This window comes from Cupriavidus basilensis, assembly GCF_008801925.2.
In the GTDB taxonomy this organism is placed as follows: Bacteria; Pseudomonadota; Gammaproteobacteria; order Burkholderiales; family Burkholderiaceae; genus Cupriavidus; species Cupriavidus basilensis.
On record NZ_CP062804.1, the window covers coordinates 244133 to 270177 of the forward strand.

General features: G+C 66.7%; 26 protein-coding genes. 8 read left to right on the forward strand and 18 right to left on the reverse strand.

Going from position 1 to position 26045, the window contains the following annotated elements; all coding sequences use genetic code 11:
• Positions 1-24: 24 nt before the first annotated feature.
• From F7R26_RS22025 to F7R26_RS22035, 3 genes are all read left to right on the forward strand, one after another.
• A complete protein-coding gene (locus tag F7R26_RS22025; protein ID WP_150992304.1) occupies positions 25-801 on the forward strand; it encodes an SDR family NAD(P)-dependent oxidoreductase in 777 nt (258 codons plus the stop codon).
• Between the two features lie 77 nt (positions 802-878).
• Positions 879-1634: a lipoyl protein ligase domain-containing protein gene (locus tag F7R26_RS22030; RefSeq protein ID WP_150992302.1), complete on the forward strand. Its 756-nt coding sequence runs from the start codon at positions 879-881 to the stop codon at positions 1632-1634.
• Positions 1635-1751: 117 nt separating this feature from the next.
• The gene (locus F7R26_RS22035) at positions 1752-2864 is read left to right on the forward strand and encodes a CaiB/BaiF CoA transferase family protein (RefSeq protein WP_193692223.1); all 1113 of its coding nucleotides are present in this window, start codon (positions 1752-1754) and stop codon (positions 2862-2864) included.
• 308 nt (positions 2865-3172) lie between these two features.
• Here F7R26_RS22035 and F7R26_RS22040 read toward each other — a convergent pair whose 3' ends face one another.
• The 16 genes from F7R26_RS22040 to F7R26_RS22115 all read right to left on the reverse strand — a co-directional run bounded on the left by F7R26_RS22040 (position 3173) and on the right by F7R26_RS22115 (position 19838).
• Positions 3173-3475: a HigA family addiction module antitoxin gene (locus tag F7R26_RS22040; protein WP_150992298.1), complete on the reverse strand. Its 303-nt coding sequence runs from the start codon at positions 3473-3475 to the stop codon at positions 3173-3175.
• 11 nt (positions 3476-3486) lie between these two features.
• On the reverse strand, positions 3487-3765 hold the full coding sequence (locus tag F7R26_RS22045) for a type II toxin-antitoxin system RelE/ParE family toxin (protein ID WP_006157624.1): 279 nt from the start codon (positions 3763-3765) through the stop codon (positions 3487-3489).
• Positions 3766-4076: 311 nt separating this feature from the next.
• Positions 4077-5027 carry an IS110 family transposase gene (locus F7R26_RS22050; RefSeq protein ID WP_193692224.1) on the reverse strand — a complete coding sequence of 317 codons (951 nt, stop codon included), beginning with the start codon at positions 5025-5027 and terminating at the stop codon, positions 4077-4079.
• A 221-nt stretch (positions 5028-5248) separates the two neighbouring features.
• Positions 5249-6085, reverse strand: a complete 837-nt coding sequence (locus F7R26_RS22055; RefSeq protein ID WP_150984447.1) for a shikimate dehydrogenase family protein — start codon at positions 6083-6085, stop codon at positions 5249-5251.
• Positions 6086-6169: 84 nt separating this feature from the next.
• On the reverse strand, positions 6170-7618 hold the full coding sequence (gabD, locus tag F7R26_RS22060; RefSeq protein ID WP_150984446.1) for an NADP-dependent succinate-semialdehyde dehydrogenase: 1449 nt from the start codon (positions 7616-7618) through the stop codon (positions 6170-6172).
• Between the two features lie 127 nt (positions 7619-7745).
• Complete coding sequence (locus tag F7R26_RS22065) at positions 7746-8486, reverse strand: SDR family NAD(P)-dependent oxidoreductase (protein ID WP_150984445.1); 741 nt, start codon at positions 8484-8486, stop codon at positions 7746-7748.
• 14 nt (positions 8487-8500) lie between these two features.
• The gene (gene lpdA / locus F7R26_RS22070; protein WP_150984444.1) at positions 8501-9901 is read right to left on the reverse strand and encodes a dihydrolipoyl dehydrogenase; all 1401 of its coding nucleotides are present in this window, start codon (positions 9899-9901) and stop codon (positions 8501-8503) included.
• A gap of 10 nt (positions 9902-9911) precedes the next feature.
• Positions 9912-11144, reverse strand: a complete 1233-nt coding sequence (locus tag F7R26_RS22075) for a pyruvate dehydrogenase complex dihydrolipoamide acetyltransferase (RefSeq protein WP_150984443.1) — start codon at positions 11142-11144, stop codon at positions 9912-9914.
• Between the two features lies 1 nt (position 11145).
• Positions 11146-11634, reverse strand: a complete 489-nt coding sequence (locus F7R26_RS22080) for a VOC family protein (protein WP_150984442.1) — start codon at positions 11632-11634, stop codon at positions 11146-11148.
• Positions 11635-11679: 45 nt separating this feature from the next.
• Positions 11680-13869, reverse strand: a complete 2190-nt coding sequence (locus F7R26_RS22085) for an alpha-ketoacid dehydrogenase subunit alpha/beta (protein WP_150984441.1) — start codon at positions 13867-13869, stop codon at positions 11680-11682.
• 58 nt (positions 13870-13927) lie between these two features.
• Positions 13928-14752, reverse strand: coding sequence for an SDR family NAD(P)-dependent oxidoreductase (locus F7R26_RS22090; RefSeq protein ID WP_241754678.1), 825 nt, complete (start codon positions 14750-14752; stop codon positions 13928-13930).
• Positions 14749-15483: an ABC transporter ATP-binding protein gene (locus tag F7R26_RS22095; RefSeq protein WP_150984440.1), complete on the reverse strand. Its 735-nt coding sequence runs from the start codon at positions 15481-15483 to the stop codon at positions 14749-14751. Before F7R26_RS22095 ends, F7R26_RS22090 begins: the two co-directional genes overlap by 4 nt.
• Positions 15480-16238 carry an ABC transporter ATP-binding protein gene (locus F7R26_RS22100; protein WP_150984439.1) on the reverse strand — a complete coding sequence of 253 codons (759 nt, stop codon included), beginning with the start codon at positions 16236-16238 and terminating at the stop codon, positions 15480-15482. The genes F7R26_RS22095 and F7R26_RS22100 overlap by 4 nt, the downstream gene beginning before the upstream one ends.
• Positions 16235-17530 carry a branched-chain amino acid ABC transporter permease gene (locus F7R26_RS22105; protein ID WP_150984438.1) on the reverse strand — a complete coding sequence of 432 codons (1296 nt, stop codon included), beginning with the start codon at positions 17528-17530 and terminating at the stop codon, positions 16235-16237. The genes F7R26_RS22100 and F7R26_RS22105 overlap by 4 nt, the downstream gene beginning before the upstream one ends.
• A gap of 2 nt (positions 17531-17532) precedes the next feature.
• Positions 17533-18474, reverse strand: coding sequence for a branched-chain amino acid ABC transporter permease (locus F7R26_RS22110; RefSeq protein ID WP_150984437.1), 942 nt, complete (start codon positions 18472-18474; stop codon positions 17533-17535).
• A gap of 116 nt (positions 18475-18590) precedes the next feature.
• A complete protein-coding gene (locus F7R26_RS22115; RefSeq protein WP_150984436.1) occupies positions 18591-19838 on the reverse strand; it encodes a branched-chain amino acid ABC transporter substrate-binding protein in 1248 nt (415 codons plus the stop codon).
• 426 nt (positions 19839-20264) lie between these two features.
• Here F7R26_RS22115 and F7R26_RS22120 point away from each other — a divergent pair, with 426 nt between their 5' ends.
• Positions 20265-20969, forward strand: coding sequence for a FadR/GntR family transcriptional regulator (locus tag F7R26_RS22120; protein ID WP_150984478.1), 705 nt, complete (start codon positions 20265-20267; stop codon positions 20967-20969).
• 75 nt (positions 20970-21044) lie between these two features.
• Here the strand turns inward: F7R26_RS22120 and F7R26_RS22125 are convergent, their stop codons facing one another.
• Entirely contained in the window at positions 21045-21602 is a 558-nt protein-coding gene (locus tag F7R26_RS22125; RefSeq protein ID WP_150984435.1) for a hypothetical protein, read from the reverse strand.
• 106 nt (positions 21603-21708) lie between these two features.
• A complete protein-coding gene (locus tag F7R26_RS22130) occupies positions 21709-22605 on the reverse strand; it encodes a LysR family transcriptional regulator (protein WP_150984434.1) in 897 nt (298 codons plus the stop codon).
• 116 nt (positions 22606-22721) lie between these two features.
• On the opposite strand from F7R26_RS22130, the gene F7R26_RS22135 reads away from it, so the two are divergent.
• The 4 genes from F7R26_RS22135 (at position 22722) to pcaD (ending at position 26039) form a co-directional block, all read left to right on the forward strand.
• Complete coding sequence (locus tag F7R26_RS22135; RefSeq protein WP_043352961.1) at positions 22722-23843, forward strand: muconate/chloromuconate family cycloisomerase; 1122 nt, start codon at positions 22722-22724, stop codon at positions 23841-23843.
• 37 nt (positions 23844-23880) lie between these two features.
• The gene (gene catC, locus F7R26_RS22140; RefSeq protein ID WP_150984433.1) at positions 23881-24159 is read left to right on the forward strand and encodes a muconolactone Delta-isomerase; all 279 of its coding nucleotides are present in this window, start codon (positions 23881-23883) and stop codon (positions 24157-24159) included.
• A gap of 97 nt (positions 24160-24256) precedes the next feature.
• Positions 24257-25243, forward strand: a complete 987-nt coding sequence (locus F7R26_RS22145) for a tripartite tricarboxylate transporter substrate binding protein (protein WP_150984432.1) — start codon at positions 24257-24259, stop codon at positions 25241-25243.
• Positions 25244-25250: 7 nt separating this feature from the next.
• Positions 25251-26039 (forward strand): 3-oxoadipate enol-lactonase, encoded by a 789-nt coding sequence (gene pcaD, locus F7R26_RS22150; RefSeq protein WP_150984431.1) that lies wholly within the window; start codon positions 25251-25253, stop codon positions 26037-26039.
• The last annotated feature ends 6 nt before the right edge of the window (positions 26040-26045 follow it).

The following is a 26045-nucleotide window of genomic DNA, read 5'->3' on the forward strand; positions in this document are numbered from 1 at the left end:
CAAAACAAGCCTAGGAGACCACCCATGGATGAACCCCTGAAGGGACAAGTCGCCGTCATCACCGGCGGCGCACGCGGCATCGGCCGCGGCATCGCCCTGACACTCGCCAAAGCCGGCGCTGACATCCTGATCGCCGACCTGCTCGAAGACGCCATGCGCGAAACCGCGGAGGACGTGCGCGCGCTCGGCCGTCGGGCAAGCACCCTCAAGGTCGACGTGACAAAGCCTGAGATGCACCGTGCCATGGTCAGGCAGGCACTTGACCAGCTCGGCGGCCTGGATATCCTGGTCAACTGCGCAGGCGTCATCAGCATCCACCCTGTCGATGCACTCAGCGAGCGCGACTGGGACTTCGTCATGGACGTCAACGCCAAAGGCACCTTCCTCGGCTGCCAGGCCGCGCTGGAACACATGAAAGCCCAGCACAAGGGCCGCATCATCAACGTCGCCTCGATCGCCGGCAAGGAAGGCTTCCCCAACCTTGCCCACTACAGCGCCTCCAAGTTCGCGGTGGTCGGCTTCACCAACGCCCTGGCCAAGGAAGTGGCGCGTGACGGCATCACCGTCAACGCGATCTGCCCCGGCATCGTGCGCACCTATATGTGGGATCGCCTCTCCGACGAATGGAAGGCAGAGGGCGAATCGGTTGATGATTCCTGGGCCCGCCACCAGCTCACGCTGATCCCGCAGGGCCGGGCGCAGACGCCGGAAGACATGGGCCGGATGGCGCTGTTCTTCGCGACCATGGACAATGTGACCGGGCAGTCGGTCAATGTCGACGGTGGCTTCACCTTCCATTGACCGGCGCCGGGCCGCGGTGCGGCCCGCCATGTGCGCGTGCCGTCGCGCGTTCCGACCCGGCGCTTACCGGTCATGCCATGCGATTTGAATTTCTCGATCCCGATCCCACCGACCCCGATCCCTTGCACGCCGAGCAGGCGCTGCTGGAACAGGCATCCGCCGGCCGCTGGCTGGCGCACCTGTGGCAGGCGCCGGTTTCGCTGGTGGTGCCGCGCAGCTACCTGCGGCATGCGCAACTGGAGGCCGCGCGCGCCGATTTTGCCGCGCGTGGCTGCCCGGTCTGGCTGCGCCTGTCAGGCGGCGGGCTGGTGCCGCAGGGCCCGGGCATCGTCAACCTGAGCCTGGCCTATCCGGTGCGCGGTGGCGCCGGGACCCATGCGGAGCCGGCCTATCTGCACCTGTGCGAGGTGCTGGCCGCCGCGTTGAGCCGCCTTGGGTTGCAGACGCACTGGCAGGCGGTGGATGGGTCGTTTTGCGATGGCCGCTTCAACCTGGCCTGGGGCCCGCCGGAGCAGGCCCGCAAGATCGCCGGCACGGCGCAATACTGGCGCCGCGTGGCGGGCGCGGATGACGCCAGCCTGCACGTGGTGCTGGCGCACGCCGTGCTGCTGGTCAGCGCCGATCCTCAGGAGATCAATGGCCGCGCCAACGATTTCGAGGCCGCCATCGGCAGCGGGCGCCGCTACCGTGCCGACAAGGTGGTCAGCGTGGCCCAGGCACTGGCCGACAGCGGGCAGCCGGTACCCGGCGACCTCGGCGAGCGCACGTCCCAAGCGCTCGCCGAGGCGCTTGCCGCGACGCCGCCGGCTTTCGCGGCAACGGTCCCGGCCTAGGCCCGGGCCGTAGCTGTGCGCGTATTCGTCGTTATTGACGATTCCACATCCCGGCGAGCGTGGCAAACTGACCGGCAAGACGCTTCCCTTGCGGGAGCACACAACCGGAGACAGGATATGGCGGGACCGTTGGCTGGACTGAAAGTGGTGGAAATGGTTGGGATCGGCCCGGCGCCGTTCTGCGCGATGATGCTGGCCGACCAGGGCGCCGAGGTGATTCGCATCGACCGCCCCCGCCCGGCCAAGCCGGGCGAGGCGCCGGCCACCGGCGCTGGCCGCGCAAGCTGCGACGTGACCGCGCGCGGCAGGCGCTCCCTGGCCATCGACCTGCGCAAGCCCGGCGCGGCCGAGGTCGTGCTGGACCTGATCGCCAAGGCCGACGTGCTGATCGAAGGCTTCCGCCCTGGCGTGATGGAACGCCTGGGCCTGGGGCCGCAGCCTTGCCTGGCGCGCAATCCGGCGCTGGTGTACGGCCGCATGACCGGCTGGGGCCAGCACGGCCCGCTGGCCCAGGCCGCCGGTCACGATATCAACTACATCGCCATCGGCGGCGCCCTGCACGCCATTGGCCGGGCGGGGGAACCACCCGTGGTGCCGCTCAACTACGTTGGCGACTTTGGCGGCGGCGGCATGCTGCTGGCGTTTGGCGTGATGTGCGCCATCAACGAAGCCCGCAACTCCGGCAAGGGGCAGGTGGTGGACGCCGCCATGACCGACGGCACGGCCTTGCTGTCTGCCATGATGTACGGCTTCAAGGCCGCCGGGCGCTGGACCAGCCAGCGCGGCGACAACCTGCTCGATGGGGCGGCGCATTTCTACGACACCTATGCCTGCGCGGATGGCAAGTACGTCGCGGTGGGCGCCATCGAGCCGCAGTTCTACGCGCTGTTGCGCGAGCGCTGCGGCCTGGACGATCCGCTCTTCGACAAGCAGCTCGACAAACGCCACTGGCCCGAGCTCAAGGCCCGCATGGCCACGCTGTTCCTCACCCGCACGCGCGCGCAGTGGTGCGAGCTGCTGGAAGGCAGCGACGCCTGCTTTGCCCCGATCCTGGACTGGGACGAGGCGCCGCAACATCCGCATAACCGGGCGCGCGAGACGTTTATCGAGATCGACGGGGTGATGCAGCCGGCGCCGGCGCCGCGTTTCAGCCGCACGCCGGCGGGCGTGCCTCAGGCGCCTGTGGAGCCTGGTGCGGATAGTGAGGCGGTGTTGCGGGATTGGGGGTGACGGGGGAGGTGATTGGGGGACTGCGCAGGGATGGGGTGATTTGAATTTGATATTGCTGTTGGGACTGCTTGCCGTTCAAAGTCAACGTCAAAGGCTTAAAGTCAAAGGCAGTTTCACCACCCCTGCGGGGCGGCGACCTACTTTCTTGTCTTGCCAAGAAAGTAGGCAAAGAAGGCGCCCCATACGGCCTGGTACACCTTGACGGCTCGCTTCGCATCGCAGGACGGTGTGGACCGCCCGTGGGGGCGCTCCGCACGGCTACACCGAATCCTGATCGCGCGATATCGCTTTTTCTTCGCGCTGGTTTGCTAAGCGGCGACGGCATGCTCCTTGATCGCTGCCAGTTTCTCCGCACCGATCTTTTCCTTCGCCCTTTCGGTGTCGTAGTGGGTTTGGAGGTTCATCCAGCTTTGGGCATCGGTGCCGAAGAACACGCCGAGCCGGACGGCCGTATCGGCGGTGATGGCGCGCTCGCCCTTGACGATCTCGTTGATGCGCCGAGGCGGGACATCGATTGCCTTGGCTAGCGCGTATTGGCTGATCCCAAGCGGCTCAAGCCAGTCCAACTGCAGGATCTCGCCTGGTGTGGCCAGCGGAATTTCTCGTGCCATGGTTTGCTCCTTTAGTGGTAGTCGACGATCTCGACGTCGGTCGCGTTGCCGTTAGCGAAACGGAAGCAGATGCGCCATTGATCGTTGATGCGGATACTGAACTGTCCCGCCCGATCTCCTTTTAGCGCTTCCAGCCTGTTGTTCGGTGGGATGCGTAAGAAGTTGAGTTCAGTGGCGGCGTGCAGTTGCTGTAGCTTTCGCATCGCGACCTTCTCGATGTTGGCGAACCGGGCAACCCGGGTGCCAGCAAAGACCGTCTCAGTATCTCGGCAATTGAACGATGTGATCATGGATTTATAATAACGCAACACGTTATTAACGTCAAGCGTTATTAAATCCGGGGTTTGTGGTGCGCCGGTGCCTTTCCGGTTGCTCCTTTTGACTGCCTGCGAGGCGCCCCATACAGTCTGGTATACCTTGACGGCCTGCCCCTCGGGCGCTCCGCACGGCTACACCGAGTCGGCGTCTGGCGGCAGCGCTCTTGCTTTCGTCCTCGGATATCGCGCGTTTGGGCTTTCGCGCGGGGCGGCATCGGCCGCCGCGCTACCGTTTGCCATCCACCGGTTTGCTCCCCTCTCCCGCTTGCGGGAGAGCAACCGTGTCAAGCGGGCAGTTTGTTTTCCCACGGCTGACCGGTCTTCGCCATGGTATTGAGGACCGTCAGCAGCTTGCGCATGCAGGCAGTCACGGCGAGCTTGAATGGCTTGCCGGTAAGACTCAAGCGCTCATAGAAACTACGGATGGCAGGGTTATGACGAATCGCTGTTACCGTCGCCATGTACAGCACATTGCGCACCTCGGCTCGACCGCCGCGGATGTAGCGTTGTCCCCGGCGCTTGCCACTGTCGTCGTTAAACGGCGCCACGCCGACCAGCGCTGCGATCTGCTGGCGGTTGAGCTTACCCAACTCGGGCAGTCGCCCCAGCAGGGTGAACACGCTGACTTTGCCAATGCCCGGCACACTGCTGAGCAATTCCACTTTTTGCTTCCATACGTCACTGGTGCGCAGCTTGTGGGTCATATCGATATCGAGCGACTTGATACGGGCGTCCAACCATTCGATATGCTCTTTCAGACTCTTGATGGCAAGCGGCGGCGCAGTGGCGACTCGAGCCTTCTCTTGCGCCCGCATGACCACGAGCTGGCTGCGCCGGTCCAACAGGTCAGCAAATTCGCGCTGCGCCTCGTCGGGCAACGGACGCACTGGCGGCCGGATCTGCTGGGCAAAACGCGCCAGCACGCGCGCGTCGAGCCGGTCGGTCTTGGCCAGAATCCCGCAAGCTTTGGCGAAGTCGCGCACCTGCTTGGGGTTGACAACTGCGACCGGCAATCCGGCACCAGCCAGCGCGATACTGACGCTGGTTTCATAACCGCCTGTCGCCTCAAGCACGATGCGATCGATTTGACCTTCGTCGTTGTGCTCGGCCAGGTATGCCAACAGCGAAGCGATACCCGCTTCGTCATTGATGAACTGCAAGCTCGCGCTGTCAGGCAAAGAGTCCAGATCCAGCGTGTTCTTGCTAACGTCGATTCCTACAACCTTGATATCCATTTGGCTTATCCCATCCTTGTGACCATTCGGCGTGCTGCCATCCAACCGTTCGGGCTTAGGCTAAACGCTATCAAAAATGGAAGCCTCGATCCTCGCTCTCCCTCGAACTTGGGCTTTCGCCCAGGGCATGGGGCCATCGATCTGAGGCTTCCAGGACATATTTTCCGACATACAAGGGGCGGGGGAGAGGGCGGGCGTTCGTTATGCCGCCGTGCTCGTGCTCAGTCCGCCGGCCCCAGGATCCGTTCGACAAACTCCGGCGCCAGCGCAACGCCGAGGAAGCGCGAGATCTCCACGATCTGTCCATACAGCATCCATTGGCCGTGATGCACCGCGCAGCCGCGTTCGCGTGCGGCTTTCAGCAGTGGCGTATCGCCATCGCGGATCACCGCCTCGCAGACCAGCGTGCCTGCGCTCAGTTGCGCAGCGGGGAGCGGCGTGGCGTCGGTATCGCGCAAGCCGAGCGCGGTGGCGTTGATAACCACGTCGAAGCCGGCGGGGTTGTGATCGCCGGCACGAATCGAGACGGTCGGCAGCACCCCTTTCAGGCTTGCCGCCAGCTCTTGCGCCTTGTCGGCGGAGCGGTTGTAGATGACCAGTTCGGCCGGCTGCTCGCGCGCGATGGCGTAGGCCATCGACTTGCCGGCGCCGCCGGCGCCTAGCTGCAGCACGCGCTTGCCAGACAGGCTGTGGCCGCGTTCGTGCAGGCCGGCGACGAAACCGTCGCCATCAAAGTTGCCGCCGACCCAAAAGCCTTTCTGGCGGTCGAAGCGCATCGCATTGACGGAGCCGAGCAGGCGCGCGGCATCGGTCAGTTCGCCACAGATGGCCACCACCGCCTCCTTGTGCGGCATGGTGACGACGAGGCCTTGCAGGTTTTGCGCGGCTGGCGCGCCGGCGAGGAATGCCTGCAATTGCGCCGCTTCCACATGGAAGGGCACGCAGACGGCGTTCAGGCCCTGGCGGGCGACCGAGGCATTGAAGAGTTGTGGTGTGCGCACGTGCGCGATGGGGGCGGCGATGATGCCGACAAGCTGGGTATTGCCATCGATCTGCATTGCGGGATTCCGGGTGACGTGGAAGAGGGAGAAGGGAGCGGAAGGCGGGACGGATGCGCGCCGTCCCGCGGGCATGGCGATGGCTCAGATGCCGGCCATGCAGGTGTACTTGATGACCAGGTAGTCCTCGATGCCGTAGTGCGAGCCTTCGCGGCCCACGCCCGATTGCTTGACGCCGCCGAACGGCGCCACCTCGTTCGAGATCAGGCCGGTGTTGACGCCGACCATGCCGTACTCCAGCCGCTCGGAGACGCGCCACACGCGGCCGAGATCGCGGGCGTAGAAATAGCTTGCCAGGCCGAATTCCGTGTCATTGGCCATGGCGACGACTTCGTCCTCGGTCTCGAAGCGGAACAGCGGGGCAAGCGGGCCGAAGGTTTCTTCACGCGCGACCAGCATGCCGGGGGTCACGTCGGCCAGCACGGTAGGCTCGAAGAACGATTGCCCGAGCGCGTGGCGCTTGCCGCCTTGCAGCACGCGCGCGCCCTTGGAGATCGCGTCGGTGATATGTTCCTCGACCTTGGTGACGGCCTTGGCGTCGATCAGCGGTCCGATGCGCACGCCGTCTTCCATGCCGTTGCCCACCTTCAGCGCGCGCACCGCCGCGACCAGCTTTTCGGCGAAGGCGTCATAGACCTTGCTGTGCACATAGAGGCGGTTGGCGCAGACGCAGGTCTGTCCCGCGTTGCGGTACTTGGACACGATGGCGCCTTCCACGGCGGCATCCAGGTCGGCATCCTCGAACACGATGAAGGGCGCGTTGCCGCCGAGCTCCATCGAGACCTTCTTGATGGTGGACGCCGTCTGCGCCATCAGCGTACGGCCGACTTCGGTCGAGCCGGTAAAGGTGAGCTTGCGCACCAGCGGGTTGCTGCTGAGTTCGCCGCCGATGGCGGCAGCCGAGCCGGTGACGACCGACAGCACGCCTGCGGGAATGCCGGCGCGTTCGGCCAGCGCCACCATCGCCAGCGCGGTCAGCGGGGTTTGCGAGGCGGGCTTGACCACCATCGTGCAACCTGCCGCTAGCGCGGGGCCGGCCTTGCGCGTGATCATGGCCGCGGGGAAATTCCACGGCGTGATGGCCGCGCACACGCCCACCGGTTCCTTGGTGACGACGATGCGCTGGTTGCTGACCGGTGCGGGAATGGTCTCGCCATAGACGCGTTTGCCTTCCTCGGCGAACCACTCGATGAACGAGGCCGCGTAGCCGATCTCGCCGCGGGCTTCGGCAAAGGGCTTGCCTTGCTCGGCGGTCATGATGCGGGCGAGGTCGTCCTGGTTCGCCAGCAGCAGTTCGAACCACTTGCGCAGCAGCGCGGAGCGTTCCTTGGCGGTACGCGCGCGCCAGGCCGGCAGGGCGCGGTTGGCGGCCTCGATGGCCTGGCGCGTTTCGTCGGCGCCCAGCAAGGGCACCTGGCCGACGCGCTCACCGGTGGCGGGATTGGTCACGTCGATATGACGCTGCGCATCGGTCCAGCGGCCATCGATATAGCACTGCTGGCGCAGCAGGGAGGGGTCTTGGAGTTGCAACATGGTCTGGTTCCGGTTCCGTAGCGATGTTGGGGGGATTCGGCGCAGCGCCGCTGACGGCAGGTTAGCAGGATCCGGCGATCTCGTTTGGCCGCCGGACGGATGATCAAGCCGCGATCCAAGCCGCGACTCAACCCGCGATATACAGCCCGCCATTGACGTGCAGCACCTCGCCGGTGACAAAGCTGGCCGCGTCGCTGCACAGGAAGCCGATGGCGGTGGCGATCTCGCGCGGGTGGCCGAGGCGCTTGAGCGGTGTCTGCTCGACGGAATCGGCGCCGCGTTTCTGGATCAGCTCGGTGGTCATGGGGGTTTCGATCACGCCCGGCGATACAGCATTGACGCGGGTGCGCGGCCCGAGTTCCCGCGCCAGGCTGCGGGTGAGGCTGAGCAGGCCACCCTTGGAGGCCGAATAGTGCGCATTGTAGTAAGCGCCCCGGTGCGCCGCCACCGACGTCAGGTTGACGATGGCGCTGTTCTCGCGCAGCGCGGGTATGGCGCGGCGCACAAGATAGAACACGCCATCGAGATTGATCGACAGCGTCTGGCGCCATTGCGCGTCGCTCATCTCGGCCACCGGCTGGGCCTGGTACAAGCCTGCCGACGGCACCAGGAAATCGATGCCGCCAAAGCGCGCCTGCGCGAGCGCCACGGCGCGCTCGCAATCGTCGGGGCTGGCGGCGTCCATGCGCAGCGTGGCGATGCGCTCGCCGCCCGGGTCCAGTTCGCGGGCAAATCCGGTGATGCCGGCTTCGTCCAGATCCGTCAGTACCAGGTTGGCGCCGTGCGCCAGGAACAGTCTGGCCGTCTCACGGCCGATGCCGCCGTTGGCGCCGGTCAGCAGCAGCGTGCGTTGATCAAAGTTGTACATGTTGTCTCCCGTGTTCAGATATGCAGTGCGCGCCCGTAGGCCGCGAGCACGGCTTCGTGCATGGCCTCGGACATGGTCGGGTGCGGCAGGACGGCCGCCATCAGGTCGGCCTCGGTGGTCTCCAGCGTCTGCGCGATGGCGTAGCCCTGGATCATCTCGGTGACCTCGTCGCCCACCATATGGGCGCCGAGCAGTTCGCCGCTGCCTTCGTCGAATACCACCTTCACCAGGCCAGCCGTGCTGCCCATGGCAATGGCCTTGCCGTTGCCGACGAAAGGAAACGTGCCGACCTTGACGGGATGGCCGCGCTCCCTGGCCTGTGCCTCGGTGAGCCCCACGCTCGCCACTTGTGGATGGCTGTAGGTGCAGGCCGGAATACGTGTGGCATCGAGCGCATGCGGATGCAGCCCGGCAATCCGCTCCACGCAGATCACGCCTTCGTGGCTGGCCTTGTGCGCAAGCCACGGCGGGCCCGCCACGTCGCCAATGGCGTACACGCCAGGCTCATCGGTGCGGCCGAAGCCGTCGGTGACGATATGCGTCTTCTCGACCTTGACGGCGGTTTGCTCCAGGCCGAGGCCTTCCACGTTGCCGACAATGCCTGCCGCCACCAGCACGACGTCGACGTCGACGCTCGCGCCGCCGGACTTGCCGCCCTGCAGCTCGACGGACCAGCCTTGCCCCTTGCGCTCGGCGCTCTTGATGCCGGTGCTTGTATGCAGCACGATGCCTTCCCGGCTCAGGCTGCTTGCCACCTGCGCGCTGATGTCGGCATCCTCCACCGGCAGGATGCGCTGCGCCATCTCCACCACCGTCACCTCGACACCCACCGCGTGATAGAAGCTGGCGAACTCGATGCCGATGGCACCGGCGCCGACGATCAGCATGCGCTTTGGCACGACGGGCGGCGCCAGCGCCTCGCGATAGGTCCAGACCGTCTTGCCGTCCGCCGGCAGTGCGGGCAGCTGGCGGGCGCGTGCGCCGGTGGCGAGCAGGATGTGGGCGGATGAAACGGTACTGATCGCGCCATCCGTTGCGGTGACTGCCAGCTTGCCCTTGCCCGCCAGCCGTCCGTGGCCGTTGAGCACGGTCACGCCGTTCTTCTTCATCAGGTGGGCCACGCCCTTGCCCAGCTGCGCGGCCACCGCGCGGGAGCGGGCCACCATGGCAGGCAGGTCGGCGGTAGGCGGCGCGGCATGCACACCGTAGGCCGCTGCGTCCTTGACCAGCCGCAGCACATCGGCGGAGCGCAACAGCGCCTTGGTGGGAATGCAGCCCCAGTTCAGGCAGATGCCGCCCAGGTGCGCTTTCTCGACCAGCGCGGTTTTCATGCCTAGCTGTGTGGCGCGGATGGCGGCCACGTAGCCGCCCGGGCCGCCGCCCACGACGATCAGGTCAAATGCGGAGTTCGCCACGTCATGGTCCTTAGATCAGCATCGACAAGGGGTTTTCAAGCAGGCGCTTGAACGCGGCCAGCCATTGCGCGGCCAGTGCGCCGTCGATGGCGCGGTGGTCCACCGAGAGCGTGCAGCGCATGACCTGCCCGGCCTTCAGCTCGCCGTCTTCCACCACCGGTACCGCTTGCGTGGCGCCCACGGCAAGGATGGCGGCCTGCGGCGGGTTGATGATGGCGGAGAACTCGGACACGCCGAACATGCCGAGATTGCTCACGCTGAAGCTGCCCCCCTGGTACTCCTCGGGGCGCAGCTGCGAAGCGCGCGCGCGCGTGGCCAGGTCGGCGATCTCGGCGCTGATGACGGACAGCGGCTTCGTATCGGCAGCGCGCACGATGGGGGTGATCAGGCCGGCGTCCGTGGATACCGCTACCGCGATATCGGCCTGCCGATACTGGCGCATCGCCGTATCGGTCCAGCCCACGTTGGCCGCCGGCACCTCACGCAGGGCGACTGCCACGGCGCGCACGATGAAGTCGTTGACCGAGATCTTGCGCGGCGCGTTGGCATTGATCTGCGCGCGCAGCGCCAGCAACTTCTCCATGCGGCAATCCGCCGTGAGGTAGAAATGCGGGATGGTGGCCTTGCTCTCGCTCAGCCGGCGTGCGATGGTGCGGCGCATATTGCTGTGCGGGATTTCGGTGAACGCATCGCTGGCCTGCGCTTGCGGTGCGGCGGGGGGCGCAACGGCTGGTGCGATGGCGGCGACCGGAGCCGCGGCGGCCCGCTCGATATCGCGCTTGACGATGCGGCCATTGGGGCCGCTGCCGCGCAATGCCGCCAGGTCCAGTCCGCGCTGCGCCGCCAGGCGGCGCGCCAGCGGGCTGGCGAAGATGCGTGCGGCTTGCGCCGGGGCGGCATTGGCAGCCACCACGGCTTGGCCAGTGGATGCCGCCTCGGCCCGCGGCGCTTGCGCGCTGCCACCGGCTGCGGCGATCAGCGCATCGATATCCACGCTGGTCTCGCCATTGACCAGCAGCACGCCGATGGGCGCGCCCACTTCCACGTCCTGGCCGGCTGCCACCAGGCGGCGGGCGAGCACGCCGGCCGAATCGGCATTGAGCTCGACCACGGCCTTGTCGGTCTCGATTTCGGCGATGCAGTCGCCCACGGCAATCGTATCGCCTTCGTTCTTGGTCCACGCTTGCAGCGTGGCCTGGGTGGCATTGGCCGCCACCTCGGGCATGCGTAGCAGGGTGGCCATGTCAGGCAGTCCTCGGCTGTTGCAGGTCGGGGCGATAAGCGGCGATATCCGCGTACTGCACGATCTCGAGCACGTTGCCTTCGGGATCGCGGCAGAACGCCAGGTAGGTGCCGGGGCGCACTTCGATGCGCTGAGGGCCGGTGAGGAATTCCACGTCGGCGGCGAGCAGCTTGTCGACGGCGCCCTGGATGTCGTCCACGATAAACGTGAGGTAGGTGGCGTTGGCCTTGTCGAGGATGTACTCGGGCGTTGCCGCAGGTGCGGGCGCTTGCATCGGGGCCAGCAGCTTGATGCGCTCTCCGTAGCTGGTTTGCAGGCGCACGGCGGTATAGCCGCCGGCGTGCATGGCAGCCTGCACGGCGCTTGCCGCAGGCACGGCCACTTCGCTGACGAAGGCGAAGCCCAGCACCTGCTCGTAGAAGCGGCGCATGCGCGGCAGGTCGCGCACGGCGATGCCGACCTCCAGGGGAACAATCATGTTCAGGGTCATTGGTATTCCTTGGGTTCGTTCAGTTGGCCAGGCGGGATTCCGGACTCACGCCGCGCCCTTGTCGCGCATCACCTGGCGCAGGCCTTCGGCCACTTCCTCGGTGCGGGCCGCGGCGGCGCGCTCCAGCACCTTGGAGATGCTCGGCGCGGCCTCCGCGCCGGTCACGCGCTGCACGGGCTGGTCCAGCCAGTCGAAGTAGCGGCGCTGGATCTCGTCGGCCAGCCATCCGCCGTAGGAGGTACCCCGCGCGCCTTGTTCCACGATCAGTACGTTGTTGGTCTTCTTTACGCTCTGCGCGATGGTGTCCCAGTCAATGCTGGCGCGGTCCAGCCAGCGCAGGTCGATCACCTCGGCATCGATGCCGGTCTGCTCCACCGCTTCGAGCGAGTGGCCGACCATCGACAGGTACGTGATGACAGTGACGTCGCTGCCGCCGCGGCGCACCGCCGCCTTGCCCACCGGCAGGTGATAGTCGAAGTCTTCCACGGGGCCCATGCCCGAGGCGTTGTACAGGTCCACATGCTCGATCACCAGCACCGGGTCCTTGCACGCCAGCGCGGTGTTCATCAGGCCCACGTAGTCGAACGGCGTGGACGGCGCCACGATGCGCCAGCCCGGGTTGGTGGCGAAGATGCCGGCCGGGTCCATCGAGTGCTGCGAGCCATAGCCCGTGCCCATCGCCACCTTGGTGCGCAGCACCAGCGGCACGTCGCTCTCGCCGCCGAACATGTGGCGCGCCTTGCCGATCTGGTTGAAGACCTGGTCGGCCGCGACCCACATGAAGTCCGGGTACATGAACTCAACCACCGGCTTGTAGCGGCCATCCAGGGCCAGCCCGCCACCCAGGCCCACGAACGCGTTCTCGCTGATTGGCGTGCCCAGCACGCGGTCCGGGAAGTTGTCGCGCAGGCCGCGCGTGGCGCCGTTGGTGCCACCCTTGAGGCGGTGCACGTCCTCGCCCATCACCACCACCGACGGATCGGTCTCCATGCGCCGTTGCATGACGTCCGCCACCACGTCGATGAACTTGCGCTTGTCCAGCTTGCCGGAGAAGCCGGCCTCCTCCTCGCAGCGCAGGCCCGCCAGTTCGCTCAGGTCGCCACGAATGCCCACATCGCGGAAATCCGGGCTCGGCCACAGCTCGGGACGAATGCGGCGCTTGCCGGGCTTGCCGGAAGGATCGGCTTCGGTCAGTGCGGCCATCGCGTCGCGCATGGCTTGCTTGATGCGCTCACGCAGCGCGGCGATCTCGCCGGCGCTGATCAGGCCGCGCGCCTGCATGCGGCGCGCCATGAGTTCGAGCGGGTCGCGCGCGCGCCATTGCTGCTCTTCTTCCTTGCTGCGGTAGCCGAAGGCGCTCCCGGGGAAGGGGCCGTTCTGGTGGAAGAAGCGGTACAGATCGGCTTCGATGATCGTGGGACCCTTGCCGGCGCGCATATGCGCGAGCGCTTCCTGCGTGGCCAGGTACACCGCCAGCGGGTCCATGCCGTCCACCTTCCAGCTCGGGATATTGAAGCCCATGCCGCGCGCGGACAGGCGCGGCTCGGCGGTGGACTCTTCCACCGTGGTGGAGACGGCGTAGCGGTTGTTCTCGATAAAGAAGCACAGCGGCAGCTTCCATGCGGCGGCCAGGTTCATCGTCTCCAGCACCGAGCCGATATTGACCGCGCCGTCGCCGAAGTAGGTGATGGCGACCGCATCCGTGCCGGCATGGCGGTGCGACCACGCCGCGCCGGCGGCCATCGGCACGCCGCCGCCCACGATGGCATTGGTGCCCAGCGCGCCGGCCTCGGCCCATTGCAGGTGCATGGAGCCGCCACGGCCTTTGCAATAGCCCTGCGCCAGCCCCAGGATTTCCGCCAGCGTGCGTTGCAGCAGCGTTTGCACATCCGCCGGCAGCGGTGCGCGCGGGTCGATGCCGTTGGGCGCGAGGTAGCCCAGCGCCTTGGAGACGAACTGGTGATGCCCGCGATGCGAGCCATTGATCTGGTCCGCGCCGGTCAGCGGCACGATGGAGCCGGCGGCGCCGCCTTCCTGCCCGATGCTGGAGTGCGCCGGGCCGTGGACCAGGCCTTCGGCGGCGAGTTCGAGCACAGCTTCCTCGAAGCCGCGGATCAGGTGCAGGTGGCTCAGCAGGGTGCCGAGCAGGGCCGGGTCGGCCTTGGCCCAGTCTTCATCGGTGGTGCGCAGTTCCACCCATTCGGCGGCGGGGCGCAGGGCGTTACGTTCAGACATTGGAGAATCCTTGATTACCGTTCGATGGTGCTTTCAATCGTGTTGGAGGACTGCGTGCTCAGAAGCCGTCGGCGGTCCAGCCGCCATCGGAGACCAGCGCATGGCCGGTGATGAACGCGGCCGAGTCCGAGGCCAGGAAGAGGGCGACTTCGGCCATCTCTTCCGGCGCGCCAAAGCGGCGCAGCGGCGTGCGCGCCAGCAGCGCCTCGCCGTCGATGGCCTTGCTGGCCAGCAGCGTTTCCATCAGCGCGGTGCTGGTGTAGCCCGGGCAGACCGCGTTCACGCGGATGTTGTACTCCGCCCATTCCGCCGCCAGCGACTTGGTCAGCGACACCACGCCAGCCTTGGCGGCGCAGTACGCCAGGCGCCGTGCGGACGAGGCCAGGCCCCACATCGACGCGGTGCTCAGGATGGCGCCGCCGCCCTGGCGCACCATGCGGCGCGCCGCGGCTTGCGTGCAGAAGAACACGCCGGAGAGGTCGATATCGATGGCGCGGCGCCAGTCGTCGGGCGTCAGTTCCAGCGAGGGCTTGTTCATCGAGATGCCGGCGTTATTGAGCAGGATGTCGATGCGGCCAAAGCGGGCTTCGGTGGCGGCGCAAGCTTGCTCCACGGCCTCAGGGTCGGTGATCGATGCCTTCACGACTTCGACCTGCACTTCCGGGTAAGCCGCTTCCAGCTCCGCCTTGGCGCTGGCGAGTCCTTGCGCATCCAGGTCCAGCAGCATCAGGCGGGCGCCATGCCGGGCAAAGCCATGCGCCATCGCGCGGCCGATGCCGCTGGCGCCGCCGGTGTTGAGCACGACCTTGCCGGCCAGGCCGGGGTAGCTGGCGCGCGCAAAGGGCTGCGCGTTCGGGTATCCAATAGGCAAAGAGGTGCTCATACGGCTAACCAGTCCTTCAGAAGTTGGGTATTGGAGGTGAGTTGTTCGGGCGTGCCTTCAAAGACGATGCGGCCGTGGCCCATCACGCAGACGCGGCTCGATACCTTCAGCGCGATGGCGAGCTTTTGCTCCACCAGCACCACCGAGACGCCCCGGCGGTGAATGTCCTGGATGGCCTCGCCAACCACCGTCACGATCTTGGGCGCGAGGCCCTCGGTGGGCTCGTCGATCAGGATCACCGAGGGGTTGCCCAGCAGCGAGCGGCACATGGTCAGCATCTGCTGCTCGCCGCCGGAAAGGCTGCCGGCTTTGGTGTTGCGGCGCTCCTTCAGGCGCGGGAAGTAGTCGAACATCTGCTCGAAGGTCCATTGCGGCGCGCCCTCGGTGGCACGCTGCTCGCCCATGCGCAGGTTTTCGTCCACGGTCAGGTTGGCGAAGACCTCGCGCTCTTCCGGCACATAGGCAATGCCGCGCCGGCAGATCGCATACGATTGCGCGCCGGCCAGATCGCGCCCGCGCAGCCTGATGTGGCCAGCGCTTGGCGGCACCAGGCCCATGATGGCCTTGAGCGTGGTGGAGCGGCCCGAGCCGTTGCGGCCCAGCAGGCTCACCACTTCAGCCCGCCCGACATGGAAATCCACGCCGTGCAGGATGTGGCTCTTGCCGTAGTGCGCGTGCAGTCCTTGCACGCTCAGCAGCGGATCGGCGCCTTGTACGGACTGCGCGCTCATACCGTGACCTCCTCGCCCAGATAGGCTTCCTTGACGCGTGCGTTGTTGCGGATCTCGTCGGGCGTGCCGGTGGCGACGATCTCGCCGTAGACCAGCACGCTGATGCGGTCGCTGAGCGAGAACACCACGTCCATGTCATGCTCCACGATCAGCAGTGTGCGGCCCTGCGCGATCTCGCGGATCAGGCCGGCGGTGTAGTCGGTTTCCTCCTGCGACATGCCCGCCATCGGCTCGTCGAGCATGATGACCTTCGGGTCCGAGGCCAGCGTCATGGCGATCTCCAGCGAGCGCTGCTCCGAATACGACAGCTCGCCGGCGATGGCTTGTGCGCGCCCGGCCAGCCGCACCTGTTCGAGCAGGTGCTGGGTCTCGTCGCGCACGGCACGCACCTTGTGGGCGAACTTCCACAGCGTGTATTGCAGGCCGTGGCGCCGCATGACGGCGAGGCGCAGGTTCTCGAAAACCGTGAGGCCGGCGAAGACATTGGTGATCTGGAACGAGCGCGCCAGGCCGCGATGGTTGATGCTCTGCGGCGACAGGCCGTGGATCGGCTCGCCGTTGAGCATGATCTCGCCTTTGGTCAGGGGCAGGCGCCCGGAGATCAGGTGGAACAGCGTGGACTTGCCGGCGCCGTTCGGGCCGATCAGCGCGTGGCGCTCACCACTGACGAGGTCGAGGTCTACGCCACGGATGATGTCGACGTCGCCGAAGGATTTGCGCAGTCCGCGCAGGGAGAGCATCGCTTGCGTGTTCATGCCGGGTTCCTCCGGACGTTGGTGGCCGCGGTGGCAGGCGCGTCGATGGCGGGGGTGGCGTCCTTCAGGCGCAGCCAGCGGCCGTTGGCCAGGCGGGCCGTGGCGATGCCTGCCACCAGCAGCGCCGCGGGCACCAGCCAGGTCAGCGGCGAGATGGGATCCCACTCGCGGCCAAACAGCGCAATCGCGGGCCAGCCACCACCATTCAGGGCAGCCATGGAGCGGTAGTCTTGCGAGAAGAAGCGCTGCAGCATCTCCACCGTGAACACCGTGCCGCCTGCGAGCAGCAACGTGCCGATGACGAATGCCAGCGCCATGGGCAGCAGCGCACGCAGGCCATAGGTCTTGCTGTGCGTGGCGAAGGACTTGATCAGCCCGGCCAGGCCCGTCGGCATGAACATCATCACCAGCACGAACACGATGCCCTGGTACAGCAGCCACGAGCGCGTCAGGTCGGATACCGCGTAGCCGAAGAAGGTCATTACCGCCGCGCCCAGTGCCGGGCCGAGGAAGAGCTTCACGCCGCCGATATAGCTGTTGAGCACCACCGCCGCGGAGGCGGATGACTCGAACACCACGTAATTGGCCGCTTCCATGTTGAGCGCCTGCAGCGCGCCAGCGATGCCAGCGAACATGGCCGAGACGGCGAACACCAGCACGCCGAGGCGGTGCGTGTCATAGCCGAGAAAGCGCAGGCGGTTGGCGTTCTCCCGCAGGCCCAGCGTCAGGCGGCCCACCGGCGTCAGCGTGAACAGGTACAGCAGCGCGAGCGACAGCAGCACCCAGAACAGGGTCAGGTAGTAGACCTGGTTGCTGTCGCCGAAGGCGAGGCCCCACGCCGGCATGCGCATGGTGGACAGGCCCGCCTCGCCGCCGAACCAGCCCTTCAGGTGCGGCGCCAGCGCGTGCAGCAGTTCGGCCAGCGCCAGCGTGATCATGGCGAAATAGACGCCGGTACGCTTGGTGGCGAACCAGCCGGCGGCCAGGCCGGCGACCAGGCCCATGGCGCCGCCGGCCAGCGGCAGCAGCGGCGTGGGCAGCAGGCCGTTGCCGCCGAAGGCGTTCATGGCGTGCACGGTGGCAAAGCTGCCAATGCCGAAGTACGCCGCATGGCCAAACGACAGCATGCCGCCCTGGCCGCTAAGCAGGTTGAACGAGGCCGCGAACAGCACCGCGATCAGCATCTGGATGGATGCGTTGACCAGCGATTGCGACAGCACCATCGGCAGCGCCAGCAGTGCGCCTGTGCCGAGCAGCAGCAAGGTCTTCTGCGTGTTGGAGAGGTGGGTCATGGTTACTCCTTCTCGCCCATCAAGCCTGACGGACGGACCAGCAAGATCAGCAGCATCAGCGCGAACGGGATCGTCCCGGCCAGGCTGGAGAGCTTCAGGGTCATCAGCCCTCCGGCTTGCTCGGCCCAGGCGCCCGCCCCGGCCAAGGCCAGCAGGTCGGCCAGGCTGCGATCGATGCCGACCGAGAACGACGTGATCAGCCCGATCAGCAGCGAGGCGAGCATGGCGCCCTCCAGCGAGCCCAGGCCGCCCACTACCACCACGACGAAGACCATCACGCCGAGTTCCAGCGCCATGTTCGGGTTGGTGGTGTAGAACGCGCCCGCCACCGCGCCGGCCAGGCCCGCCAGCGCCGCGCCGATGCCGAACACACCCATGAAGACCAGCGGCACGTTGTGGCCCAGCGCCTCGGCCATGCGCGGCTTGTAGATCGCCGAGCGCACCACGATGCCGACCCGGGTGCGCGTGAGCAGCAGGTAGATCACGGCGAACATGGCCACGGCGATGCCGCCCATGAACACGCGATAGAAGGGATAGGAGGACACGCCCAGGTGGAAGGCCGCGAAGTCCAGCGACGCCGGGATGCGGTAGTCCACCGGGAAGTTGCCGAAGAACAGCTTGATCAGCTCGGCAATGATGAAGGACAGGCCAAAGGTCAACAGCAGTTCGTGCGCGTGGCCGTGGTGATGGACGCGGCGCAGGAAGAAACGCTCTACCGCCACCCCGACCAGTCCGACCAGGATCGGCGAAACCACGATGGCCGGCCAGAAGCCGATGGTGCCTTGCAACGTATAGGCAAAGTAGGCGCCCAGCATGTAGAACGACGCATGGGCAAAGTTGAGCACGCCCATCATGCCGAAGATGAGGGTCAGGCCAGCGGAAACCATGAACAGCAGCAGGCCGTAGATGGTGCCGTTAAGCAATGAGACGACGAGGTATTCCATGAGGCTTCCTTGGAACGAGCCTGTGCGGCCAACTGGCGCGTGGCCGTACTTGCCATCGCCCGCGCCGCAGTGGCGCAAGCGTTGGCTGATGTTGCTAGGGGGGCTTGGACAGGGGATCAGCTGGGGCGCTGCATCTTGCAACTGGCCTGGGCCGGCGTGGCGGCCTCGGCGGCGGAGAAGGTCTTGACCGGCTTGAAGCCCATGTCGGTGCCGTCGACCTTGAACTTCGCATCCTTGGCGACCACGGACACCACCATCGGCAGCAGCACCTGGTGATCGGCGGCGCGCATGCTCATCTCGCCCAGCGGCGATCTGACCTTGGCGGTTTCGAGCGCCTTGGCCAGTGCGCTGGTGTTGAGCTTGCCGCCTTCCGGCTTCACGGTCTTCAGCGCCTCGCCCAGCATCTCCACCGCGAACACCGTCTGTGGCTCGATGTAGGCGGGCATATGGCCCTGCCTGGCCTTGAAGTCGTTGGCGAAGCGCTCACTGTCGGCGCTACCCGCCTCGGCATTGAAGGGGTGGGCAACATAGTGGCCCAGCGCCACGTCGGCGGCGTTGCCGATATTGCCCGGCTGGTCGAGGAACACGGTGGCGAAGCGCGTCTTCAGGCCGGCCGCCTTGCTGGCCTTCATCAACAGCAGCAGGTCGTTGGACCAGTTGCCGGTGATCACGCTGTCCGCCTTGGCGGCAGCGATCTTGGCCACGTAGGGCGAGAAGTCCTGCACCTTGTTCACGTCATGCAGCGTCTTTTCCACCACCGTGTAGCCACCGGCGCCGGCGTAGTCGCCGATGGCCTTTTCCATGTCGACGCCCCAGGAATAGTTCTGGTTGATCGAGTACACGCGGGTGCCCAGCGCATGGAGCGGCTTCATCGCGCCGACCAGCGCCTTGACGCGGATCTGCGCATTGGTGGCGAACTTGAAATGGTAGAAGTGGCACTTCTCGCCGGTCAGTTCCATCGCCTCGCCGCCGACGTTCATGAACAGGATTTCCTTGCCCGGATTGCGCAGGTTGAACTTGCGCACGTCCTCCGTGATCTGGCCGGACACGGCTGAGGACGAACCCTGCATGACGATCTGGGCGCCATCGGCCACGGCCGCCTTCAGCTTGTCCGCCGCGCCCGCCGGGCCGCCCTGGTTGTCGTACTCGACCAGCTGGAGCGGCTCGCCGTTCCAGCCGCCGGTGGCGTTGATCTTGTCGATCGCATAGCGCGCCGCTGCGCGGAACATCAGGCCGGTGGATGCCTGCGGGCCGGACAGCGTCTCGACCAGCGCAATCTTCACCGGCGCCGCCGATGCCGTGCCCGCCAGCACGGAGAGTGCCGCGGCTGCGAACAAAGGACGGGTAATGCGGCTACCGCTCATGGGTGTCTCCTGGCTATTGTTTGGATTCATCTGGCGGGCGCCGAAACTGGTCCGCCATAGTGGTCTGACCTGTGGTTAAAGTGGTCTGACAGGTTTACTATAGGGAGATGGAAGACGGTCGTCAACGGCGACTTGCGCGCTATGCGGGTTTCTACCGAGAGTCCGATCGGACGTGTATCCGCGTAGCGGAACGAGGGGTGTGTACCCTTGCCGGGCTTGGCTTACGGGCGAATAACGGGAGCCGGCACCGCTTCGTGCTGGTACATTCCACACGTTTCACGCGCGCGAAGACGTGCTACATTGACTTGTAAGACCAATTTAAGATCATGCGCCAGCCGGAAGCTGGCTGGCGCCAGGGAGCCCGTATTGAACAAGACCGTGCCCGGTGCCGCAGCGCCGCCGCCCACCCAGCGCCCGGAGGGAACCATGTTCCATCCCGAGCCCAAACATTTGCCGGACGAGATCGCCAGGCGCCTGATCCAGGCAATCCAGGCGGGCGAGTTCGCCGTGGGCGACCGCCTGCCCAGCGAGCGCTTGCTGTGCGAGCAGTTCTCGGTCAGCCGCGCGGTGGTGCGCGAGGCCCTGTCGCAGCTCAAGTCGGAGGGGCTGGTTGCGCCCAAGGCGGGCAGCGGCGTGTTCGTGACCGAGCGCAGCCAGCGCCAGGCGTTTCGCATGCAGGACGTGGCCATTGACGAGAAAGACTCGCTGGCCATGGTGATGGAGCTGCTGGTGACGATTGAAGTGGCGGCTACCAAATTCGCGGCCATGCGCCGCACGCCGGAAGACCTCAAGCGGATCCGGCGCGCGCTGATCGGCATGGAGTATGAGATCGCCAACGACAGGTTGGGCGATGAAGAGGACTTCGCCTTTCACCAGGCCATCGTCGAGGCGACGCACAACCCGCACTTCCAGGCCTTGAGCGAACACCTGGAGCACGGCGCGCGGCGCGTGATCCGGCAGGCGAGGAGCAATACCAAGAGCCATCACGCGGACATGGTCGAGGCCGTGCAGGAAGAGCACAAGACCATCTACGACGCGATCGTGGCGGGCGATCCCGAGCGGGCGGCGCAGGCGGCGGAAACCCACCTCCGCAACGCCGCCAAGCGGCTGAACATGTACCTCAAGGGGTGACTGGCGGGGTGACTTGCGGGGTGGCCGGCGACCGCCGATGGGCTGGCCGCGTTCTTGTGTCCGGGCTTGCCTGGCTTATTCCAGCCCGGCCAGGCCCAGTTGGAAGCGTTGGCTCAAGCGCTCGCCGCTGGCTAGCAAAACGGTCACTTCCATCCCCGATGCCATCGTCTGGCAGGCCGCGCGGCTGGTGCCGGAAACCGACACGCTGGCCCCCTGCGGGCAAACGCACACGGCATGCCCCTGGCCCTCGGTATCGACCGTGACCGCGCCGTAGCCGGCCCGCATCGACAGGCCGGAAGCCTGGCGCCAGGTCCATGCGGACGGGGGTACAGAAGCGGTAATGTCGGTGCCGTCGCCCCGCAGCACCGCGGCGGTGGCGGTGACCCGGGGCACACCGGGCGTCAGCGGCGTGTCGGCGTAGGTGAGTTGCAGGCGCAAGGCGCAGTCCGGCGCCAGGGCGGAGGTGGCGTTGCGCGCCGTGGGCGGTTGGAGCAAGGTGAGTGCTGCCTCACCTTGCTCGCCGCGCCAGACCTTGCGCAGCGTGTCCCCGCACGCTTTTAGCAGCGCAATGAGCAGGCCGCCTGGCCGTGGCGCGGCGTGGCCCGATAGTGACCCTGAGTGCATCGATGGCACGATTTCCCCGTATCCTTTTTATGAAGGCACTCTACAAACCGGCCGGCCTTCGCGCATCACCCATTCATGGGATGCCACCGGGTTTTCTCATGGCCGGTGCGGGATTTCAGGCCGATGGCGGTGTCCCGGCCAGTTCGCCGACGCGCCTGACCACCTCGGCCAGTAGTGCCGAGCTGTCGTCGCTGCGATAGCTCATCATCACTGGTGAGGTAAAGCCGGGTGCGTCAATCGGCACGTAGGCCACGTCGTCGCGGTGCAGGCGCTGCACCGATGCCGGCACCAGGCAGATCCCAAGCCCCGCCGCCACAAGGCCGATGGCGGTCTGCAGCTCATTGGCCTCCTGCGCCACGCGCAACTGCAGGCCCTGCGTGCGGAACAGCGCCAGCACGTGGTCGGCGTAGCTGGGGCGGGGCCGTGCCGGGTAGAGCACGAAGGGGTGGGCCGCCAGCTGCGCCGGCGTCATGGGCAGACCCTTGAGCGCCGGGTGGCCGCTGGGCACGGCGGCCACCAGCGTTTCGGCCATGACCACCGTGCGGGTGATGGCGGGGTCGTCCAGCACGATGCGGCCGAAGCCGATATCGATGCGGCCGGCTTTCAGCGCTTCCATCTGCTGTACGGTGGTCAGCTCCGACAAGCCCACCTCCAGCGCCGCATCGGAACCCCGCACCAGCCGGATCAGTTCCGGCAGGAAGCCATAGAGCACCGATGGCACGAAGCCGATGCCGAACCAGCGCTTTTCATTGCGGCCGATACGCCGCGTGCCTTCCACGATCTCGTCGATGCGCTGGTTGAGCTGCAGCGATTGCTCCAGCAGGAAGCGGCCGGCCTCGGTCAGCCGCACCGCGCGCGAGGAACGGTCCAGCAGCACGGTGCCGATTTCGTCCTCCAGCTGGCGGATCTGGCGCGACAGCGGCGGCTGGGCGATATGCAGGCGCTCAGCCGCGCGGGTGAAGTTGAGTTCGGCCGCAACGGCCTGGAAATAACGCAGGTGACGTAGCTCCATGACCCCGTCCTTTCATACTTAAAAGGTATTGATCGGGACATACTCGGTCTTGGACACCCTGGATGTCAAGCCACATACTGCTTCTCAACGTATTCCATACTTGGCAGACACCCAGCATGAAAGCAACCGTCACCTCCGTCGAAGCCATCCTGGTCGACCTGCCCACCATCCGGGCACACCAGCTTGCCATGACCACCATGCAGCGCCAGACCCTGGTGATCGTGCGGCTGCGTTGCAGCGACGGCATCGAGGGGATTGGCGAAGCCACCACCATCGGCGGCCTGAGCTACGGCGACGAAAGCCCCGAGGGCATCAAGCTGACCATCGATACCTACCTGGCGCCCGCACTGGCCGGCATCGACGCGTGCAATATCCACGCCGCCATGCAGCGCCTGGCTTCGGTGGCGCGGGGAAACCGCTTCGCCAAGTCGGCGCTGGAGTCCGCGCTGCTCGATGCGCAGGGCAAGCGCCTGGGCCTGCCCCTGTCCGAGTTGCTGGGCGGCGCGGTGCGGCCGAACCTGGCCTGCCTGTGGACGCTCGCCAGCGGAGATACCGGCCGCGATATCGAAGAAGCCGAAACCCTGCTCGCCGAGCGCCGCCACAACACCTTCAAGCTCAAGATCGGCCGTCGCAGCGTGCGCGATGACGTGGCCCATGTGTCCGCCATCAAGCGCGCGCTGGGCGACCGTGCCCGCGTGACGGTGGACGTCAACCAGGCCTGGAACGAAGCCGATGCCGCCACCGGCATCGCCATGCTGGAAGCCGCCGGCATCGATCTCGTCGAGCAGCCCGTGCCGCGCGAGCAGCGTGGCGCGCTGGCCCGGCTGGCGGCGCGCTTCGTGGTGCCGGTGATGGCCGATGAGGCCGTATGCGGCCCCGAGGACGCGATGGAACTGGCGCGCATTGCGGGCGCGGACGTGTTTGCGCTGAAGATCTCCAAGTCCGGTGGCATCTTCGAGATGCTGCGCACAGCGGCGGTAGGCGACGCTGCCGGCATCGCGCTGTACGGCGGCACCATGCTGGAAGGCAGCGTGGGCACCATTGCCGCTGCCCACGGCTTTGCCACGCTGCCGCGGCTGGCCTGGGGCACCGAGCTGTTCGGCCCGCTGCTTCTCAAGGATGATGTGGTGACGGCGCGCCCCGAGTACCGTGACTTTGCCTTGCACCTGCCGGTTGGCCCGGGGCTTGGCCTGACGCTGGACGAAGACAAGCTGGCCCATTACCGCCGCGCCGCCTGAGGCGCTGCCCAAGCAAACATAGACCGAGGATTCAAGCATGTTGTTTCTGGTGAGAATGGACGTAAAGATGCCGGTGGATATGCCGGCCGCGCAGGCCGACGAGATCAAGGCGCGTGAGAAGGCGTACTCGCAGGACCTGCAGCGCCAGGGCAAGTGGCCGCATCTGTGGCGCGTGGTGGGCGAGTACGCCAACTACAGCGTGTTCGATGCCGAGTCCAACGACGAACTGCACACCATGCTCTCCAGCCTGCCGCTGTTCCCGTACATGGAAATCCATGTCACGCCGCTGGCCAAGCACCCGTCGTCGATCAAGTAAGCCGGCCGGCTCGCCGTTACCCTGAATACCGCCGCGGCCCCCGATGGCCGCGGTCCAACGCCAACACCAACTCCGAATCCACTTGGAGGAGACTCTGATGCGCTTGCCATTCCTGCGCGCGTGGGCCGCCTACGCCTGTGCGCTGGCCACCCTGGCCGTGCTGCCGTCCGCCGCCCATGCCGACACCTATCCCGATCACCCGATCCGCTGGGTCGTGCCATTCCCCGCGGGCGGTGCGATGGACAATATCGCCCGCACGCTGGGCGAGGAAATGTCGAAGAGCCTGGGCCAGTCCATCGTGGTGGAAAACCGCCCCGGCGCCGGCGGCAATATCGGCGCCGAGATGGTGGCGCGCTCGCCCGCGGATGGCTACACGCTGATCATCGTCGCCAACGGCATGGCGGTGAACCCCGCGCTGTACGGCCGCCTCAGCTATGACCCGGTGAAGGACTTCGCGCCGGTCTCGCTCCTGGCGGTGGTGCCTAACGTGCTCGTCACCAGCAAGGCCAAGAAGCTGCCCGCCACGGTGCCCGACCTGATCGCCGCGGCGCGCGCCACGCCGGACAAGTACACCTATGCCTCCGCCGGCAACGGCACCTCGATTCACCTGGCCGGCGAGCTGTTCACCTCGCTCACCGGCGTCAAGATGCTCCACGTGCCCTACAAGGGCAGCGGCCCGGCCATGACGGACCTGCTGGGCGGCCAGGTCGACTATATGTTCGACAGCATCACCTCGGCCAAGCCGCATATCGACTCCGGCAAGCTCACGCCGATCGCGGTGACCACCGCCAAGCGCTCGTCGACGCTGCCGAACGTGCCGACCCTGGCCGAAGCCGGCGTCAAGGGCTATGACCTGTCGCCGTGGTTCGCCGCCTTTGTCCCGGCCAAGACGCCGCCCGCCGTGGTCGCGCGCCTGAACCAGGCCATGGTGGACGCGCTGGCCAAGCCGTCGGTGCGTACCCGCCTGGCCGCCATCGGCGCCGAGCCGATCGGCAGCACGCCCGCGCAGCTGGGCAAGCACCTCGCTGCCGAAACCGATAAATGGGGCAAGCTGATCCGCGAGCGCGGCATCCGCGCGGACTGAGAACGCCATGACCACTGCATTGCACCAAGGCATCGCGCTGCATTACGAGATCGAGGGGGCGCCCAACGCGCCCGTGCTGGTCATGTCCAACTCGCTGGGCACCGATATGCAGATGTGGGCGCCGCAGATGGATAGCCTGCTGCCGCGCTTTCGCGTGCTGCGCTACGACACCCGCGGCCACGGGGGCTCCGGCCTGCCGTCCCCGGGCGCGGCGCCGTTCGGGTTTACCGAACTCGGCCAGGACGTGCTGGCCATCATGGATCACGCCGGCATCGGGCGCGCGCATTTTTGCGGGCTGTCGATGGGCGGCATGACCGGCATGTGGCTGGCGGCCAATCACCCCGAGCGTTTCGACCGCTTCGTGCTGGCCAATACCGCCGCCCTCATCGGCCCGGCCAGCGGCTGGGACACGCGCATCCAGACGGTGCGCAGCCAGGGCATGGCCGCCATCGTCGATGCGGTGCTGGCGCGCTGGTTCAGCGCCGCCTGGCTGGCCGGCAACGCCGCGCGCATCGCGCCCGTGCGCCAGATGCTGCTGGACGCATCGCCCGAAGGCTACACGGCCAACTGCGCCGCCGTGCGCGACGCCGACCTGCGCGCGCAGCTGCAGCGCATCGCCAGCCCGGTGCTGGTGATTGCGGGAACACACGACCTGGCCACCACGCCAGCGCAAGGCCGCGAAGTGGCGCAAGGGATTGCCGGGGCGCGCTACGTGGAGCTGGACGGGGCCCACTTGTCGAACTGGGAGCAGCCGGAGGGGTTTGCGCAGGCGGTTTGCGGGTTCCTGGCAGGCTAAGGCGGA

Coding starts and splice junctions, on each gene's coding strand:
- F7R26_RS22045 (WP_006157624.1), bottom strand. CDS start 3,765: ATGATCACATCGTTCAATTGCCGAGATACTGAGACGGTCTTTGCTGGC.
- F7R26_RS22065 (WP_150984445.1), bottom strand. CDS start 8,486: ATGTACAACTTTGATCAACGCACGCTGCTGCTGACCGGCGCCAACGGC.
- F7R26_RS22105 (WP_150984438.1), bottom strand. CDS start 17,530: ATGACCCACCTCTCCAACACGCAGAAGACCTTGCTGCTGCTCGGCACA.
- F7R26_RS22035 (WP_193692223.1), top strand. CDS start 1,752: ATGGCGGGACCGTTGGCTGGACTGAAAGTGGTGGAAATGGTTGGGATC.
- F7R26_RS22080 (WP_150984442.1), bottom strand. CDS start 11,634: ATGACCCTGAACATGATTGTTCCCCTGGAGGTCGGCATCGCCGTGCGC.
- F7R26_RS22030 (WP_150992302.1), top strand. CDS start 879: ATGCGATTTGAATTTCTCGATCCCGATCCCACCGACCCCGATCCCTTG.
- F7R26_RS22090 (WP_241754678.1), bottom strand. CDS start 14,752: ATGAGCACCTCTTTGCCTATTGGATACCCGAACGCGCAGCCCTTTGCG.
- F7R26_RS22115 (WP_150984436.1), bottom strand. CDS start 19,838: ATGAGCGGTAGCCGCATTACCCGTCCTTTGTTCGCAGCCGCGGCACTC.
- F7R26_RS22040 (WP_150992298.1), bottom strand. CDS start 3,475: ATGGCACGAGAAATTCCGCTGGCCACACCAGGCGAGATCCTGCAGTTG.
- F7R26_RS22095 (WP_150984440.1), bottom strand. CDS start 15,483: ATGAGCGCGCAGTCCGTACAAGGCGCCGATCCGCTGCTGAGCGTGCAA.
- F7R26_RS22085 (WP_150984441.1), bottom strand. CDS start 13,869: ATGTCTGAACGTAACGCCCTGCGCCCCGCCGCCGAATGGGTGGAACTG.
- pcaD (WP_150984431.1), top strand. CDS start 25,251: ATGACCACTGCATTGCACCAAGGCATCGCGCTGCATTACGAGATCGAG.
- F7R26_RS22145 (WP_150984432.1), top strand. CDS start 24,257: ATGCGCTTGCCATTCCTGCGCGCGTGGGCCGCCTACGCCTGTGCGCTG.
- F7R26_RS22120 (WP_150984478.1), top strand. CDS start 20,265: ATGTTCCATCCCGAGCCCAAACATTTGCCGGACGAGATCGCCAGGCGC.
- F7R26_RS22100 (WP_150984439.1), bottom strand. CDS start 16,238: ATGAACACGCAAGCGATGCTCTCCCTGCGCGGACTGCGCAAATCCTTC.
- F7R26_RS22135 (WP_043352961.1), top strand. CDS start 22,722: ATGAAAGCAACCGTCACCTCCGTCGAAGCCATCCTGGTCGACCTGCCC.
- F7R26_RS22025 (WP_150992304.1), top strand. CDS start 25: ATGGATGAACCCCTGAAGGGACAAGTCGCCGTCATCACCGGCGGCGCA.
- gabD (WP_150984446.1), bottom strand. CDS start 7,618: ATGTTGCAACTCCAAGACCCCTCCCTGCTGCGCCAGCAGTGCTATATC.
- F7R26_RS22050 (WP_193692224.1), bottom strand. CDS start 5,027: ATGGATATCAAGGTTGTAGGAATCGACGTTAGCAAGAACACGCTGGAT.
- F7R26_RS22130 (WP_150984434.1), bottom strand. CDS start 22,605: ATGGAGCTACGTCACCTGCGTTATTTCCAGGCCGTTGCGGCCGAACTC.
- F7R26_RS22075 (WP_150984443.1), bottom strand. CDS start 11,144: ATGGCCACCCTGCTACGCATGCCCGAGGTGGCGGCCAATGCCACCCAG.
- catC (WP_150984433.1), top strand. CDS start 23,881: ATGTTGTTTCTGGTGAGAATGGACGTAAAGATGCCGGTGGATATGCCG.
- F7R26_RS22110 (WP_150984437.1), bottom strand. CDS start 18,474: ATGGAATACCTCGTCGTCTCATTGCTTAACGGCACCATCTACGGCCTG.
- F7R26_RS22055 (WP_150984447.1), bottom strand. CDS start 6,085: ATGCAGATCGATGGCAATACCCAGCTTGTCGGCATCATCGCCGCCCCC.